The organism is Embleya sp. NPDC056575 (genome assembly GCF_042793325.1).
GTDB lineage: Bacteria > Actinomycetota > Actinomycetes > Streptomycetales > Streptomycetaceae > Embleya.
In genome coordinates this window covers 68234-82667 of the sequence record NZ_JBHTVA010000051.1, presented here as the reverse complement: position 1 = coordinate 82667, position 14434 = coordinate 68234, and the positions used below count along the sequence as shown (strand labels likewise).

At 72.2% G+C, this 14434-nt stretch carries 13 protein-coding genes and 1 pseudogene; 6 read left to right on the top strand and 8 right to left on the bottom strand.

Features of this window, described 5'->3' with window-relative positions; all coding sequences use genetic code 11:
* The 3 genes and pseudogenes from ACFRCG_RS33330 to ACFRCG_RS33320 all read right to left on the bottom strand — a co-directional run.
* Positions 1 to 251 (bottom strand): annotated as a pseudogene (locus ACFRCG_RS33330) (hypothetical protein); the annotation flags it as partial.
* Between the two features lie 214 nt (positions 252 to 465).
* Positions 466 to 1827, bottom strand: a complete 1362-nt coding sequence (gene glsA / locus ACFRCG_RS33325; protein WP_380038396.1) for a glutaminase A — start codon at positions 1825 to 1827, stop codon at positions 466 to 468.
* Positions 1828 to 2050: 223 nt separating this feature from the next.
* On the bottom strand, positions 2051 to 2986 hold the full coding sequence (locus tag ACFRCG_RS33320) for a LysR family transcriptional regulator (protein ID WP_380038394.1): 936 nt from the start codon (positions 2984 to 2986) through the stop codon (positions 2051 to 2053).
* A 245-nt stretch (positions 2987 to 3231) separates the two neighbouring features.
* On the opposite strand from ACFRCG_RS33320, the gene ACFRCG_RS33315 reads away from it, so the two are divergent.
* The 3 genes from ACFRCG_RS33315 (at position 3232) to ACFRCG_RS33305 (ending at position 6069) form a co-directional block, all read left to right on the top strand.
* On the top strand, positions 3232 to 4605 hold the full coding sequence (locus ACFRCG_RS33315) for an MFS transporter (protein ID WP_380038392.1): 1374 nt from the start codon (positions 3232 to 3234) through the stop codon (positions 4603 to 4605).
* Positions 4606 to 4708: 103 nt separating this feature from the next.
* Positions 4709 to 5110 (top strand): DUF3224 domain-containing protein, encoded by a 402-nt coding sequence (locus ACFRCG_RS33310; RefSeq protein WP_380038390.1) that lies wholly within the window; start codon positions 4709 to 4711, stop codon positions 5108 to 5110.
* Positions 5111 to 5259: 149 nt separating this feature from the next.
* Positions 5260 to 6069, top strand: coding sequence for a sugar phosphate isomerase/epimerase family protein (locus tag ACFRCG_RS33305; RefSeq protein WP_380038388.1), 810 nt, complete (start codon positions 5260 to 5262; stop codon positions 6067 to 6069).
* 431 nt (positions 6070 to 6500) lie between these two features.
* Here the strand turns inward: ACFRCG_RS33305 and ACFRCG_RS33300 are convergent, their stop codons facing one another.
* Positions 6501 to 7418, bottom strand: coding sequence for an alpha/beta fold hydrolase (locus ACFRCG_RS33300; protein WP_380038386.1), 918 nt, complete (start codon positions 7416 to 7418; stop codon positions 6501 to 6503).
* A gap of 20 nt (positions 7419 to 7438) precedes the next feature.
* Positions 7439 to 8641: an MFS transporter gene (locus ACFRCG_RS33295; RefSeq protein ID WP_380038384.1), complete on the bottom strand. Its 1203-nt coding sequence runs from the start codon at positions 8639 to 8641 to the stop codon at positions 7439 to 7441.
* 139 nt (positions 8642 to 8780) lie between these two features.
* Here ACFRCG_RS33295 and ACFRCG_RS33290 point away from each other — a divergent pair, with 139 nt between their 5' ends.
* Positions 8781 to 9302: a CGNR zinc finger domain-containing protein gene (locus ACFRCG_RS33290; protein WP_380038382.1), complete on the top strand. Its 522-nt coding sequence runs from the start codon at positions 8781 to 8783 to the stop codon at positions 9300 to 9302.
* A gap of 141 nt (positions 9303 to 9443) precedes the next feature.
* Here the strand turns inward: ACFRCG_RS33290 and ACFRCG_RS33285 are convergent, their stop codons facing one another.
* Positions 9444 to 9935, bottom strand: coding sequence for a type I-E CRISPR-associated protein Cas6/Cse3/CasE (locus ACFRCG_RS33285; RefSeq protein WP_380038380.1), 492 nt, complete (start codon positions 9933 to 9935; stop codon positions 9444 to 9446).
* A 62-nt stretch (positions 9936 to 9997) separates the two neighbouring features.
* On the opposite strand from ACFRCG_RS33285, the gene ACFRCG_RS33280 reads away from it, so the two are divergent.
* Positions 9998 to 10477, top strand: a complete 480-nt coding sequence (locus ACFRCG_RS33280; RefSeq protein WP_380038378.1) for an HIT family protein — start codon at positions 9998 to 10000, stop codon at positions 10475 to 10477.
* A 186-nt stretch (positions 10478 to 10663) separates the two neighbouring features.
* On the opposite strand, the gene ACFRCG_RS33275 is transcribed toward ACFRCG_RS33280, so the two are convergent.
* Together ACFRCG_RS33275 and ACFRCG_RS33270 are read right to left on the bottom strand one after the other, a co-directional pair.
* Complete coding sequence (locus ACFRCG_RS33275) at positions 10664 to 11245, bottom strand: dihydrofolate reductase family protein (RefSeq protein ID WP_380038376.1); 582 nt, start codon at positions 11243 to 11245, stop codon at positions 10664 to 10666.
* Between the two features lie 65 nt (positions 11246 to 11310).
* Positions 11311 to 12150 (bottom strand): helix-turn-helix domain-containing protein, encoded by an 840-nt coding sequence (locus tag ACFRCG_RS33270; RefSeq protein ID WP_380038374.1) that lies wholly within the window; start codon positions 12148 to 12150, stop codon positions 11311 to 11313.
* Between the two features lie 296 nt (positions 12151 to 12446).
* Between ACFRCG_RS33270 and ACFRCG_RS33265 the strand changes: the two genes are divergently transcribed.
* Positions 12447 to 13895, top strand: coding sequence for an amidase (locus ACFRCG_RS33265; RefSeq protein ID WP_380038372.1), 1449 nt, complete (start codon positions 12447 to 12449; stop codon positions 13893 to 13895).
* Positions 13896 to 14434 lie beyond the last annotated feature (539 nt).

Genomic DNA, 14434 nt, shown 5'->3' with positions numbered 1-14434 from the left:
GGTGCGCACACCCCGCGGGCGCGTCCGAAACCCACGGGGGGTGTCGGCCGCGCCGTCGGCGGCTCGCGGGCCCGGGGCCCACGACGCTCCGGGCTCGGGCCTCCTGGATGAGACCGATCGGGTTCGAGGTGATGGCCGACGTGGTATGACTCGTCCGTCACCGGGTCGACGCCGAGGATCCGGCCGTACAGCTCCTTGGCCTCGGCGAGATCCGGCACGGGGTGGATCACCGTCTTGATGCCTGTGGTCATGGTGCGCTCCTCGGGAGGGCCGGCCGGCGGTGCGGACTCGGGGTCCGGGCGCGGGGTCCGGGCGCGGGTCGGCGTCGGGGCTTTCGCCCTTGTGGGTGCGGGTCCGTTGTCGGTCCGTCGAGGAGGTGACCCGCGCGGGCGGAGGAGTGTGACCGGTCCGGTGGGGTCCTTCCGGGGCGATGCGGGGCGGGCGGCCGGGTGCGCGGGGTCGTGTCTATCCGGTCGGCTCGGTCGTCGTCGCCAACAGCCGGTCCTCGCCCCACGCGACGGCCTCCTCCCGGTTGGCGAACGCCGTCCACGGCGCCGGCCCGTCGCCGATCGGGTCGAGCAGCGGTTCCCGGGCGGCGATGGCGATCTCGTGGCCGGCGGCGACCAGGTCGGCCAGCACGGCGCCGAGCATCGCGGCCGAGCCGAGCGCGATCCGGGTGACCCGGTCCAGGTCGAGCACGATGCACCCGGGCGGGCTCGGCTCGGACTGGCGCAGCGCGTGCAGCAGGTGCTCCGTCTCGGTGAACTCCAACGCCCCCTGCGCCCGGATGACCACGACACGATGCCCTTCGCGGTCCAGGAGGGCCCGCTGCCCGGGTGTCCGGGCCCGGTAGGACGGGTGGTCGAGCGCGGTGGTGACCTCGGTGACGGTGGCGATGTGCCGACCGGGCTGGTGCATCAGATGCAGGGCGAAACGTTCGGACAACTCGGTCAGCGCGACCACACCCCGCACGGGGTTGCCGGCCCGGTCCAGCGGCGGGCTGTGTACCGCGATGCCGAACCGCGCCGGACTGCACGCGATCAGGCCGCCGGACACCCCGCTCTTCGCGGGCAGTCCCACCCGCAGCAGCCATTCGCCCGCGCTGTCGTACATCCCGCAGGTCGCCATCACCGCCAACGCCCGCACCGCCACCGGCTCGGCGATCACCCGGTCGCCGGTGACGGGGTTGACGCCGCCGTTGGCCAGCGTGGCCGCCATCACCGCCAGGTCGGCCACCCCGACCCGGATCGAGCACTGGCGGAAGTAGGTGCGTACGGTCTCGTCCACATCGCCGGCCAACGAACCCGCGCCGCGCATCAGGTAGGCCAGCGCCCGGTTGCGGTCCCCGGTCGCCGCCTCGGAGCGGTAGACGTCCTCGTCGACGTCCAGGGATCGGCCCGCGAAGGCGGACAGGCACGCGCGGATACGTTCGAAGCGGTCGCGCGCGTCGGCCGCCGGAACCAGCGAGGTGGTGACGATCGCGCCCGCGTTGACCATCGGGTTCGCCGGTCGGCCGGTGCCCGGCTCCAGGCTGATCGCGTTGAACGCCTCGCCGCTGGGCTCGGCGCCGACCCTGCGGGCCACCTCGGCCGGCCCGAGTTCGGACACGGCGAGCGCGTAGACGAACGGCTTGGACACCGACTGGATGCTGAACAGGTCGTCGGTGTCGCCGGCGTGGTAGCGGTTGCCGGACATGCTGACCAGCGCGAGTCCGAAGGTACGGGGATCGGCGGAGGCCAACTGTGGGATGTAGTCGGCGACTTCGCCGTCGGCGAGCGAACTCAGCCGCTCGTGCAGCTCGGCCAGGGAGGTGGTCACCGGGTCCACGGCGACCACCCGTCGGCCGTGCGGGGCGCAGTGGTGTCCGGCATGGTCCTGCTCCCGTCCGTCGACCGGCCGGGCCGGCGAGCGGGCGTGGGCCGATGCAGTGTCGTCACGTAGCGTGATGGTCGGTTTTCGAGCGTAGTCGGCACACGATGGACACGCCCGTCGGCGGGGCGGGGGTTGGGCCGGTTGTGGGGGCGGCTGTGGGGCCGGTTGTGGGGCCCGCTCAGCCTTGCGGCGAGCCCGCCCGGATCGGCGCGCCGGCCTCGACGCGCTCGCCGGGCGCCGCCGCCGCGTACAGCACCTCGCGCAGTCCGGGAAGCGTCTCGCGGTCCGGGCGCCAGACCAGGCGCAGGGTGAGGTCGGGGGTGTCCAGCGCAAGCCTGACCAGGGTGCCGGCGGCGAGTTGGTCGGCGACCGCGAAGTGCGGCAACAGCGCGACGCCCAGCCCCTGTTCGGCCCAGGCCCGGGTGACCGCGACACCGCCGGCCCGGACCCGCTCCACCTCGGCACCGAGCAAACGATCGCCGGCCAGGCGGAAGGAGCAGGCCGATGCCCCGTTGACCAGCAGCCGCTCCTCGCGCAGGTCGGCGTCGGTGATCCGGTCCCGGTCGCCCAGCGCATGCCCCGGGGCGGCGACCAGCGCCAGCCCGACGGGTTCCAGGTCGACGAACGCCAGTGCGGCCGGCGGTGGTTCGAACCCCAGCTCACCCAGCCAGGTGCCGGTGTCCAGAAGCAGCGCCACGTCCAGCCGACCGGCCGCCACGGCGTTCAGGAGTTCGCTCCGATCACTGTCCGAGACCACCTGGACCCGCAGATCGGGCCGGCGGGCGGCGAGCCGGCCGAGCACCGAGGGCACGTGGGTCACGGCGATGCTCTCCAACGCCCCCAGCCGCAGCAGCGGTGCCGCGGCGGCCACCTCACGGCGGGCCTGTTCGGCCTGGTCGAGCAGCCGGTGCGCCCACTCCCGCATCCGCTCCCCGGCAGCGGTCGGCGTCATGCCCCGGGGGCCTCGATCGAACAGGATTACGCCCACGGACTTCTCCAGGACTCGGATCTGCTCGGAGACCGACGACGGCGCGATGTCGAGCGCGTTGGCGGCCGCGGTGACGGTGCCGAACCGGGCGACCGCCTCGAAGGTGCGCAGCTGGCGAAGTTCCATGGCCGGGCAACCTCCTTCGAGCATTCGGATATTCCGAACGGAGCATACGGTCGGGCCGGTCGAGTCGAGAGCCGCGGTCGACGGACAGTGGTGCAGCACGATCCTCGGTCTCTCCCGGGTCGCTCCCGGGCCTGTTCCGGGTCGCTTCCGGGCCTTCTTCGGGCCTCTTTTGGACCTCCTTTGGACCTCTTTTGGACCTCTATCGGGTCGCTCCCCCACCGTCGCTCCACTCTCGGAGACTCTCGATGACACTCCTCGATCCATCCGTCGCAACCCCACCCACCATCACCTCGAGATCGCGCACCCGAGCCCTGATCGGTATCTCGCTCGGCTACTTCATGGTGTTGCTCGACATGACCGTGCTGTCCGTGGCCGAGCCGGACCTGGCCCGGTCGCTGGGCGGTTCGGTGGCGGGGCTGCAGTGGACGGTGTCCGGGTACACGGTCGTCTTCGGCGCGCTGCTCCTGACCGCGGGGTCGGTGGCCGACCGGTTCGGCGCACACCGGGCGTTCCGGGTCGGCATCGTCGGGTTCGGCGTCGGTTCGCTGCTGAGCGCGGCGGCGCCGAACCTGTGGACGTTGGTGGCGCTGCGCGGGCTGCTCGGGGTGGCCGCGGCCGCCTGCGTACCGGCGTCGATGGCGATGATCACCCGGCTGTTCCCGATCCCCGCCGAGCGGGCCGGGGCGGTATCGGTGTGGGCGGCGCTCAGCGGCGCGGCCCTCGCCGTCGGTCCGCTCGCCGGCGGCCTGCTCGTGGACGCGTACGGCTGGCGCGCCATCTTCCTGATCAACGTCCCGATCGCCGCCCTCACCCTGGCGCTGACCGCCGGCCGCGCGGTGCGGTGCCCCCGGGGCGAGCGGCCGATCGACCGGGCATCCCAATTCGTCGTATGTGTGGCGCTGGGCCTGGCCACCGACGCGCTGATCGCGGCCGGGTCGGGATCCGGGACGCACGCGGCCGGTTCGGGGGCGGCGGCGGTGCTCGCCGCGCTGCTGTTCGTCCGGGCCGAACGGCGCAGCCCGCACCCGGTGCTGCCGGCCGCGGTGTTGCGCTCGCGCGCCACGAGGGCGGCGCTGCTCGCCGGGGCGGCGGTCAACTTCGCGATGACGGGACTGCTGTTCGTCCTGCCGCTGCTGTTCCGGCAGAACCTGCACATGTCGCCGATGCGGACCGGGGTGGCGTTCCTGCCGATGACGCTGCCGTTCGCGGTGAACCCGCTGCTCACCAGGCGGATCGTGGCGCGGTCCGGGCCGCGGGCCCCGATGCTGGCCGGGCTGGGGCTGCTGACCTCGGGCTGCGTGGTGTTCGCCGTCGCGGTGCTTGCCGGCTCGGGGTATCCGGTGCTGGCGATCGGGCTGGTGTGTACCGGCTTCGGGGTGTCCTTCGCGCTGCCCGCCCTGGTCGGCACGGTGATCGCCACGGCACCGGAGGGCACGGCCGGCGCGGCCGGCGGCCTGCTCAACGCGGTTCGCCAGATCGGCGCCACTGTCGGGGTCGCGGCGATGGGCGCGTTCGTCGGCGTCGACGGCGCGACGGGCGGCCACGATCTGGCCCGGGCCCTGCTGCTGCCGGCGGCGCTGTGCGCGGTGATGACGGTGGTGGTGGGGCGGCGGGCCTGACACGCGGGTGCCGGGCCCTCCCCGGATGTCGGCGCCGTATGCGAAGCTGCGTGCGACCGGCGATGTACGGGATTCTCATCCTCCCAGAAACGAGGACCGCGCAATGGGCATGGGCACGACCGCCACAGGGACATTCGACCTCACCTCCTTCCAACCGGAGGCGATCGACGAGGCCCCGGGCGCCGCACTCGGCCGGGTCACCATCACCAAGGTGTTCACCGGCGACCTGGCCGGCGAGAGCACGGTGCACATGTCGTCGATCATGGACGTCGAGGGCGCCCCCGCCGCCTATGTCGCGGTGGAACGCTTCACCGGCGAACTGACGGGCCGCAAGGGCTCCTTCGTCTTCCTGCACTGCGCACCGGGCACCGCGGGTGAGGAACTGGCGATCCGGGTGGTCGCGGGTACCGGGACGGACGAACTCGCCGGGATCACCGGCTCGCTGGACATCACACGAACCGAGGACGGCGGTCACACGTACGTCCTGGACTACACACTCGGCTGACATCCCGCTCCGGGGATCGAGCACGGGGGCACCTCGACGCGCCGGTGTCGCCTTGACCCGGGGGCAACGGCGACCTACGCTCCGAAACAGAAGCGGGAAAGCGCTTTCCATTCGACCGTGCCGCCGCGGGGCGAAAGATTCGAGGACACGTGAGCACACCCGAGCATCCGAGGTGGGCCTTCAGCACCCTCGGCGCCCCCGGCCGGCCGGTGCACGAACACCTCGTCCGCGCGCTTCGACACGGCTGCACCGGCCTCGAACTCAGGGTCCACCAGGACGAGTTCGTACACGTGGACCTGCCCCCGGCCGAGCGCCGGGCCATCCGCGCCCGGATCACCGACGCCGGCCTGGCCCTACCGTGCCTGGCCGGCTACGCGGGCATCTGCGCACCCACCCCCGACCCGGTCGTCCTGTCCGCCGTCGACCGCCTCCTCGACCTGGCCTACGACCTGGGCGCATCGGCCGTCCGCATCTTCCCCGGCGGCACCGGCGACGGCGACACCGAACGCGCCCAACGCAGACTGGCCGCCCTCCTCCCCGACGCCCGCGCCCGCGGCGTCACCATGCTCGTCGAAACCCACGACTCCCACCCCACGGGCACAGCCGTCGCAACCCTGATCCGCCCCTTCGCCGGCGCGGTCGGCGCGATCTGGGACGCCCTGCACCCCTGGCGCCACGGCGAACAACCCCCCGAAACCGCCGAAGCCCTCGCGGGTTTCCTGCACTACCTCCAAATCAAGGACGCAGCCTCGACCATCGACACCACCCCGGTCCCCCTGGGCACCGGAGCAGTACCACTGACCACGATCGGCACCACCCTGCAAGCCCAAGCCTGGCAAGGCTGGATCTCCCTCGAATGGGAAAAAGCCTGGTACCCGGAAATCCCCACCCTCGACGAGGTCCTCCCAGCCGCAGCCCAATGGGTGCACACATACTCCCGAACCCGACCGAGCAAATAACTCCGGACGCACGGCCCCGCCCGACCGCGCCAAGCCACACAACGTGATCGAGACGCAAACCGCCCAGGGCCCCGCGACGGCTCCCGAAAGACACCGTCCTGCCCCGGCCCGCCGACACGGGCACCCAGGGCAACCGCACCCCAGCGGCCAAAGACGCGGCAGCAGCCATGAATCCGCCCCAATACGCCGGCAATACGCGAGTCGGCAGGCAAAGACCCTGGTAACGCCGCCCCAGCAAACCGCCGCAATTCACGCGTAGTCCCAGACCAAGCACGTCGCAGCACCGACAACCTCGAACCCACCGCAGCGCCCGGTGACGCGCCAGATGTCGGGAGTGGTGCCAGGATCTCCGGATACGCCCTGGCGCGACGCGGCGCCGCGTCCGGCCGGGTGGCCGGGGGCGGCGCCGCGTGCGTGCGGGGGCGTGGTGGTCAGGTGACGTTGCGGTCGAGGAAGTCGCGGATCAGTGCGGCGATTTCCGGGGTGTGGGTGGCGAGGGCGAAGTGGCCGGCGTCGAGCAGGTGGATCTCCGCGTCGGGCAGGTCGCGGGCGAACGCGCGGGCCCCGTCCGGGCCGAAGATCTCGTCGCCCGCGCCCCACGCGACCAGTGTCGGCGGCCGGTGGGTGCGGAAGTACTCCTGGAAGGCCGGGTAGCCGTCGAGGTTGAACTGGTAGTCCCAGAACAGCTGCAGCTGGATTTCCTTGTTGCCGGGCCGGTCCAGGTACGCCTGGTCCAGGACCCACGCGTCGGGGGCCACTCGGGCCAGGCGGTCCGCCGGGATGCCGTGTGTGTGCTGCCACTTGGTGGCCTCGGCGGTCAACAGCCCGCGTACCGCGGGCTCGTGCGTCCGGCGGTCCTTGGCGTGCGCGAACAGGACGTCCCAGAACGGGGTGAAGCCCTCCAGGTAGGCGTTGCCGCTCTGGCTGATCAGCGCGGTGACCCGCTCGGGGTGCGCGGCGGCGATCCGCAGGCCGATGGGGGCGCCGTAGTCCTGGATGTACAGCGCGAACCGGTCCAGGCCGAGGTGGTCGACGAGCTTGAGGGTGACCTCGGTCAACTTGTCGAAGCTGTACGGGAAGGTGTCCACGGCCGGCGCGTCCGACTGCCCGAAACCGATGTGGTCGGGGGCCACCAGGTGGTAGGTGTCGGCGAGTTCGCCGATCAGGTCTCGGTACATCGCGGAGCTGGACGGGAAGCCGTGCAGCAGGAGCAGTGTGGGGTTCGCCGGGTCGCCGGCCTCGCGGTAGAAGACGTTCAGTCCGTCGATCCGCACGGTGGCGTGGCGGATGGCGCGGTCGGCGGAGGGGGTGGGGGTGGGGGCGGTCGTGGGGGTGGTGATGGCGTTCATGGGGATCGTCTCTTTCCGGGTCACGAGGTGGATACAGAGGATGCGAGAGGTGCGGTTGAGGCGGTGGTGCGCGCGGCGGTACGGGCCGCGCTCTCGGTGGTCGACGTCAGGACGGCGGCGAGCAGGCTGAGTCCGACGCCGGCCGCGAAGTAGGCGCGGTAGCCGCCGGTGGCGGCGTGTCCGGCGGCGGCCAAGGCGAGGCCGAGGCCGGCCGAGCCCTGGTGGACGATCCAGGCGGGGGCGAGCGTTCGGCCCAGGCGTGCCGGGTCGAGGCCGCGGGTGACGATCGCCATGGTCAGCGGGATCACCGTGAACGACGCGGCGCCGAACAGCACGGCGGCGACGACGAGCAGCCGCGGGTCGGGAGCCGCCGCCGCGAGCACGAGGGACGCGGCGCGCAGCACGTGCATGACGGGCAACAGGCGTTCGGGCGCGGTGTGACCAACGAGACGCGCGGTCACCGCGGACGACACCGCGGCAGCGGCGGCGGCCACCGCGACCAGACTGCCGCCGGCGGCGGCCGACCAGCCCAGTTCGACGGCGTGCTTGGGGAGCAGCAGGACCATCGCGTACAGGGTCGCGGCGTGCAGCCCGAACGCGGCGAGGATGCGCCCGCGGCCACGCAGCGATTGCCGCTTCGGCAGACCCGGCCCTGCTCCCCCGGACGCGAGCGAAGCGCCGGAAGCCCTTGGCACGGCTGCCACCTGACGGTCCGTCGGGACCGCCGCCGCGAGCACCGCGGTGGCGGCGAGCCCCGCCGCCCCGATCGCCACGTACGTACCGCGCGTCCCCAACGGCCCGAACAGCCCGGCCGCCGCCCACGGGACGACCAGTTGCCCGAGGTTGATGCCGATCGCGGCGCGGGCCAACGCCGGTGCCGCGCGGTCGCCTTCGGCCCGGGCGATCAGGGTGCTGACGGCGAGGCTGGAGGAACCCGCGAAGCCGAGGCCGCCGAGCACCACGTACGCCGCCACGAACTGCCCGGAGCCGCGCGCCGCGCCGAGCGCCAGGTAGCTCGCCGACAGCAGCAGAAGCGCCGCGACGATCACCCGCTTCGCGCCGACCCGGTCGAGCAGGACGCCGACCAGCGGCTGGGCGGCGCCGGTGACCGCCGTGGACAGCGCCGCCGCGACCGCGAGGGTCCCGGCGCCGATGCCGTAATCCTCCGCGACCGGTGCGAAGAACACCCCGGCGGAGAAGTTCAGGCCGAACGACACGGTCATGGCCGCCAGTCCTGCCCCGGTACTGCCGATGCGCGGCACTACGGCCACCCCCTCGTTTCTAACGCCTAGCTCGATGTCTAGACATTAGATAATCGAGGTCTAACCTGTCAACACACATTCATCGGTTAGATTGATCGGCATGGACATCCGCCCGCTGACCGGCGAACCCCTGGCGCTGGACCTCGCGAACACGCGCTTGCCGCTGCACGGCGCCCTGTACGACCACCTGGACGACCCGGCCCTACTGCGGGCCTGGCTCGCCGAACACGCCTTGGACAACCACCTCGACACGGACCTCGACGCCGTACGCAACGCCCTCGTCGCCACCCGGGAGGCGATCCGCGCCGCACTGGAGAAAGGCGCGTACCAGGACCTGGACGCGGTCCTCGCACGCGGCACGATCCGCCTCGGACTCGGCGCGCAGGGCCCCACCGAGCAGGTCGACGTCCCCGACCCGGCATGGCGCCCGGCCTGGGAAGCGGCCCGCGCCTACCTGGAGTTGCTCCGCACCGCCGATCCGGACCGAATCAGGCGCTGCGCGAACCCGGAATGCACACTCTGGTTCGCGGACGTCTCCAAAAACGGACGACGCCGGTGGTGCTCGATGGCCGAATGCGGCAACCGCGCCAAGGCCCGAGCCCACTACACCCGAAGCCGATGACCGCGAACCGATCCAGGCGCCCGAAAACGGCCGGGACAACGCCATGACGCGGCCGGAAGCAACGTCGGCCGGTAGGAGCGGACCCAAGCGAGGGCATTCGCGCCACGGTCACGGCGATCGGCGGCGACAAGCCGTCGGCGCCTACTCCGTCGGCCGAAGGGGCGCAATCGTCAGCAGTCCGCACCCATATGCCCGCCCCTTTCCGACACCACCGACCACCGCGGCCCGTAGCGCGTCGGGGTCGACGATTTCCGCGGTGCCCTCGAAGCGGACCCGGTGGTGGCGCACCTTCTGGGTGGCACCACCCTTGCCGCTGCGGCCGACAGCGGCGTCCAGCGGGTGGGAGAGGTGGGTGTGGAGCTTGAGACCGGCGAGGCCCGCCCGACGGTGCCACCAGTCGTCGGCGTGGCGGCGGTCGGGGTGTTCGGCGGCGAGGTCGGCGAGTTCTTCGATCGACTCGGCGGACAGGTACACGTGTCCGTTGGTGACGGCCTCGTAGTCCTCCTGGTCCGGCTTCCCCTCGATGCCGAACTTGATGCCCGAGGCCGCCACGATGTGCGCGGCGACCGCGTAGTAGGCCCAGTCCCGGTCCCGCTCCCGCTCCCGGTTCCGCTTGTCGGGCAGCCATCGCATCAGGCCGGTCAGGAAAGGGACTTCCCCTTTCGTGGTGTCACGCGTTGCCTACGCTCGTGGGCATGACGACACCTTTCGAAAGTTGCTACTCCTGTCGGCAGGACGCCTTGTACGACACCCTCCCGCCTCGCGAACGCATCGTTTCCGACGCGCTGTGGAGGGTGACGCACGCGGTCGGTACGAGCCTGCCGGGCTGGCTGGTCCTGGTCCCTCGGCGCCATGTGACCTCGATCGCGGATCTGACCGAGGACGAGGCCGCCGGTCTGGGGCTGTTGCAGGTCCATGTGTCGCGGGCGCTGCGGGAGGTGACCGGGTGTGCCAAGACCTACGTGGCGCAGTTCGCCGAGAAAGCGGGGTTCGAGCACGTGCACTTCCACGTGGTGCCCCGAATGGGGGACCTGGCTCCCGAGTTGCGTGGGCCGAGTGTGTTCGCCCTGTTGAATCCGACCGAGGCGGAGCGGGTGTCGACCGCGGAGATGGACCGCGTGGCGCTCGCGATACGCGGGCACCTCGGGTCGCTGCCGAGCGCGTCAACGCCGTGAGTGCGATGGCGGATCGGTAGTACGGCCGTCCGGGACGGTCAAGGGGCGGTCCGGAGCGGGAACGGCACCGCCAGGGCTGCCGCCTCGATCGTGCCGCCCTGGTGGTTCAGGCTGTTCCAGGGCGGCCCAACGGTCCTCGTCCACAACCCCGGCCTCGGGACTGTTTCGCAGGCTCGCTCGGATCGGTCAGCGGCGTACCCGATAGCGCAGGTGGAGCACCCGGTCGCCCTGGATCACCACGTCGGGGTCCTCCAACAGGTGTTGCGCGTCGACCGACCCGAAGTAGCGTTTGCCGGACCCGAAAACGACCGGTACGACGTCCATGCGCACCTCGTCGACCAGGCCCGCCGCAAGCGCCTGGCCGCCGACGTCGCCGGCGGCGACCTCGACGATGCGGTCGCCCGCGAGCTCCCGCGCCTTGGCGATGGCCGCCTCGACGCCGTCGACGAAGTGGAACGGCGCCCGGGGGTCCCAACCTTCGGGCGCCGGCCGGTGCGTCACGACGACCACGTGGTCGATCCCGCTCGGCGGCTTCCCGTCCCAGCCGTCCGTCATGTCGAAGACGTGGCGGCCGGCGACCGTCACCCCGATCTGGTCCCAGTACGGCCGGGTGTAGTCGTAGGACGTCCGCGACACCTTCACCGCGCCGCTCTCGTCCAACGCGACGTCACCGCCGGACAGCCAGTCAAACAGCGGCCCGGGCTGGTCGTTCTCGTCCGCGACGAAGCCGTCCACCGACACCGAGCCGTACATGACCACCTTGCCCACGGGGCTCTCCTCTGCTTTCGGGTGCCCCAAATTAGCGGGTGGTGAGCCGTCGCTCTTGTAGGAAATCAATCGGCCGGCAGCGGCCACCCGTCCAGCGTGTGGCCGGGATGTTCGCGCAGGAACCGCCGTCGGATCTCGAGGTACCGGGTCGGTGTGAGCCCGGTGAACGCCCGGAACTCGTGGCCGAAGTGGGCCTGGTCGAAGTAGCCCGCGCCACCGGCGAGTTCACCCCAGTCGATCGGTCCGGCGGGGTCGATCGCGAGCACGGCGGCGGTGAAGCGGTGGGTGCGGGCCAGCCTCTTCGGCGTGACGCCGACGAGTTCCTTGAATCGCTGCGCCAGATGGGTACTGCTGACGCCGGCCGCCACGCTCAGGTCGCCGATCGCCACCGCCCCGCCGGTCGCCGCGATGACGCCGCCCGTGTGGCGGACCAGTCCCAGGCCGGCCCTCTCGCACAGCCGTCGCGTCAGCTCCTCTTCGAGCAGCGTCAGCATCTCGTGCGGTCCGCCCGCCGCGGCCAGCCGCTCGCGCAGCTCGGCAACGGCGGGCCGGCCCCAGACCTGCTCCAATGTCACCGGCCGGTCGCGCAGTTCGGCCGCGGGCATCGGCAGGAACGACGCCGGCCCCCACGGCTTGAAGTGCACGCCGACGGACCGGGTCCGGGGCGGGTAGCCGAACTCCAGGGCGCGGGTGGGCGTGGTGACCACGCAGCCGTCGGCGTACTCGGCCGTCGCGATGTCGGTGCCGGCGCGGATGCGAAACGGCGCCCCGAGGTTGACGATCAGCAGCGCCGCCGGCATCGCCGGCAGCGTGAGCCGGGCGTACGGCGGCGCACCCTCCAGGTAGTAGAGGTCGTCGATCAGCCCGTCCAGCGGCGGCCGCGGCACTTGGGACACGTACTCCACACGCACAGCATCGCCGACGCCTCGCCGGCACGGCGCGCCGGGACGGGCCGGGCGCGCTGCCGTTGGCGACGAGGGGGGAACGAGCCGGCGTCGACTCGGCACCGATCCTGGACGAGCGCCCGGCTCCGGTTGCCGCCCCTTGAGTGCCGGACGAGCTGCCTACAGAAGTGACCAAGGCCACACGCCGATTTGATCGCCTACGCACGTTAGTCTCGGCCTTGACCGGCCCTGACCTGGGCTTTTGTGTCAGCCGCAATGGTGTGATCGCTGCGGTTCAGGTTTTTTCGGAGGTTCGCATGACCGATCCGGCATTTCATTCCGCAGGCCGACTCGCCGCCGCCGTCGCGGCGAAGGAGGTGTCGAGCGTCGAGCTGCTCGACCACTACCTCGACCGGCTGGAGCGGTTCGGCCCGAAGGTCAACGCCATCGTCGCCCGGGACGAGGAGGGCGCGCGAGCCGCGGCGCTGGCGGCCGACCGCGCGGTCTCGCGCGGCGAGCCGCTCGGCCGGCTGCACGGCGTGCCCGTGACGATCAAGGACAGTCTCGAGGTCGCGGGCATGCGGACCACCGGGGGTTCGACCCGCTGGGGCCATCACGTCTCGACGCACGACGCCGAGTCGGTCGCGCGGCTCAGGAACGCGGGAGCGATCGTGTTCGGCAAGTCGAACCTGCCGGCCGACGCCCGGGACTGGCAGACCCACAACGAGATCTACGGAACGACGAACAATCCGTGGGACCCGGCCCGTGGAGCCGGCGGTTCGTCCGGCGGGTCCGCCGCGGCGGTGGCCGCGGGGCTGACCGGCCTGGAACTCGGCGGCGACACGGCGGGCTCGATCCGGGTACCCGCCCACTTCTGCGGCGTGTACGGACTGCGCCCGTCGTTCGGGATCGTGCCGAGGCACGGCAGCGTCTCGGGACACGCCCCCGGGACGCTGGCGGACTTCGACATGGCGGTGCTCGGCCCGCTCGCCAGGCACGCCGACGACCTCGACCTGGGACTCGACGTCCTCGCGGGGGCCGACCACGAACGCGCCCCGGCCTGGCGGTTGGAGCTGCCCGCCGCCAGGGCCCGCACGCTGCGGGAGTTCCGGGTCGCGGCCTGGCTCGACGACCCGTTCTGCCGCGTCGACAGCGAGTTGGTCGCCATCATGCGGGCGGCGGTGGAAGCGGTGCGGGCCGAGGGCGCCGCCGTGGTGGAGGGCGAGGGGCCGGTCGGGCTGGAGGAGACGATGGCCCTGTATCAGCCGCTGCTGATGGCGCAGAGCGGGTTGGTCGAGTCCGACGAGTCGTACGCCGGGCTCGTGGAACTCGCCGCGACGGAGGGTATGGCGGGCGGATTCGCGTCGGACCTGACGCTCCGCTTCCGGGACTGGCACGCGCTCGACGAACGCCGGCAGCACTCCCGCCGCCGCTGGGCGGAGTTCTTCCGCGACGTCGACGTACTCCTGTGCCCGGTGAGCCCGACGGCCGCCTTCCCGCACGACCATCGCCCCGACCCCACCTGGTCGGTCCGGACCCTGCGCGTCGACGGCGCCGACCGGCCGTACCGCGAGATGCTCACCTGGATGGCGCCTTCGGCGGTCAACCACCTGCCGGCGGCGGTGGCGCCCGTCGGGGCGACCCGGGACGGGCTTCCGGTCGGCATCCAGGTGATCGCGCCCTACCTACACGACCGCACGGCGGTCCGGTTCGCACAATGTCTCGCGAAGGCAATCGGCGGATTCCGCCGACCGCCGGGGTTCTGAGCGCCGCCGAGGCCCCTGGCGGCCGGGAACGCGCGCCGGAGAAGGCCGAGTTCCCGGCCTGGCCTCGGGCGGGCTGTCGGCGCGGGCGTAGTCGGGCGGCGCATGACTCGCCTCACGTGGCACGGCTGCCGTTCGCGCGTACGCGCGCTCGTTTCCGATACGGCGATGGGCGCGGTGGGGGTCGTTGCCGTATCCGGCAGTTCACTGCGCGTCGGCTCGGGTGACGCTCACCCGACCCGACTGATGCCGATGCACGCCCCGGCCCGGCCCGGCCGCAGGGTCTTCGCGTTGTCGGTCACATCGGAGGAACGCGAGCACCGGGAACGGCGAGGGGCCGGTGGGCATCGACCGCGCGGGCTCGCGGCGATCCCCACGAATCGCCGGTTCCCTCGATCCAGGGGCCTACCGCATGCGGCGATCGTCTTCGGCAAGGCCGTCACCACCGAGGCCCGAGAGAACGCCCGGCAGCGGGACCGGCGACGGATCGAGGGAGAGAGGCGCGCCGGGACCCTTCGTCGGGACCCCGGCCCCATCCGATG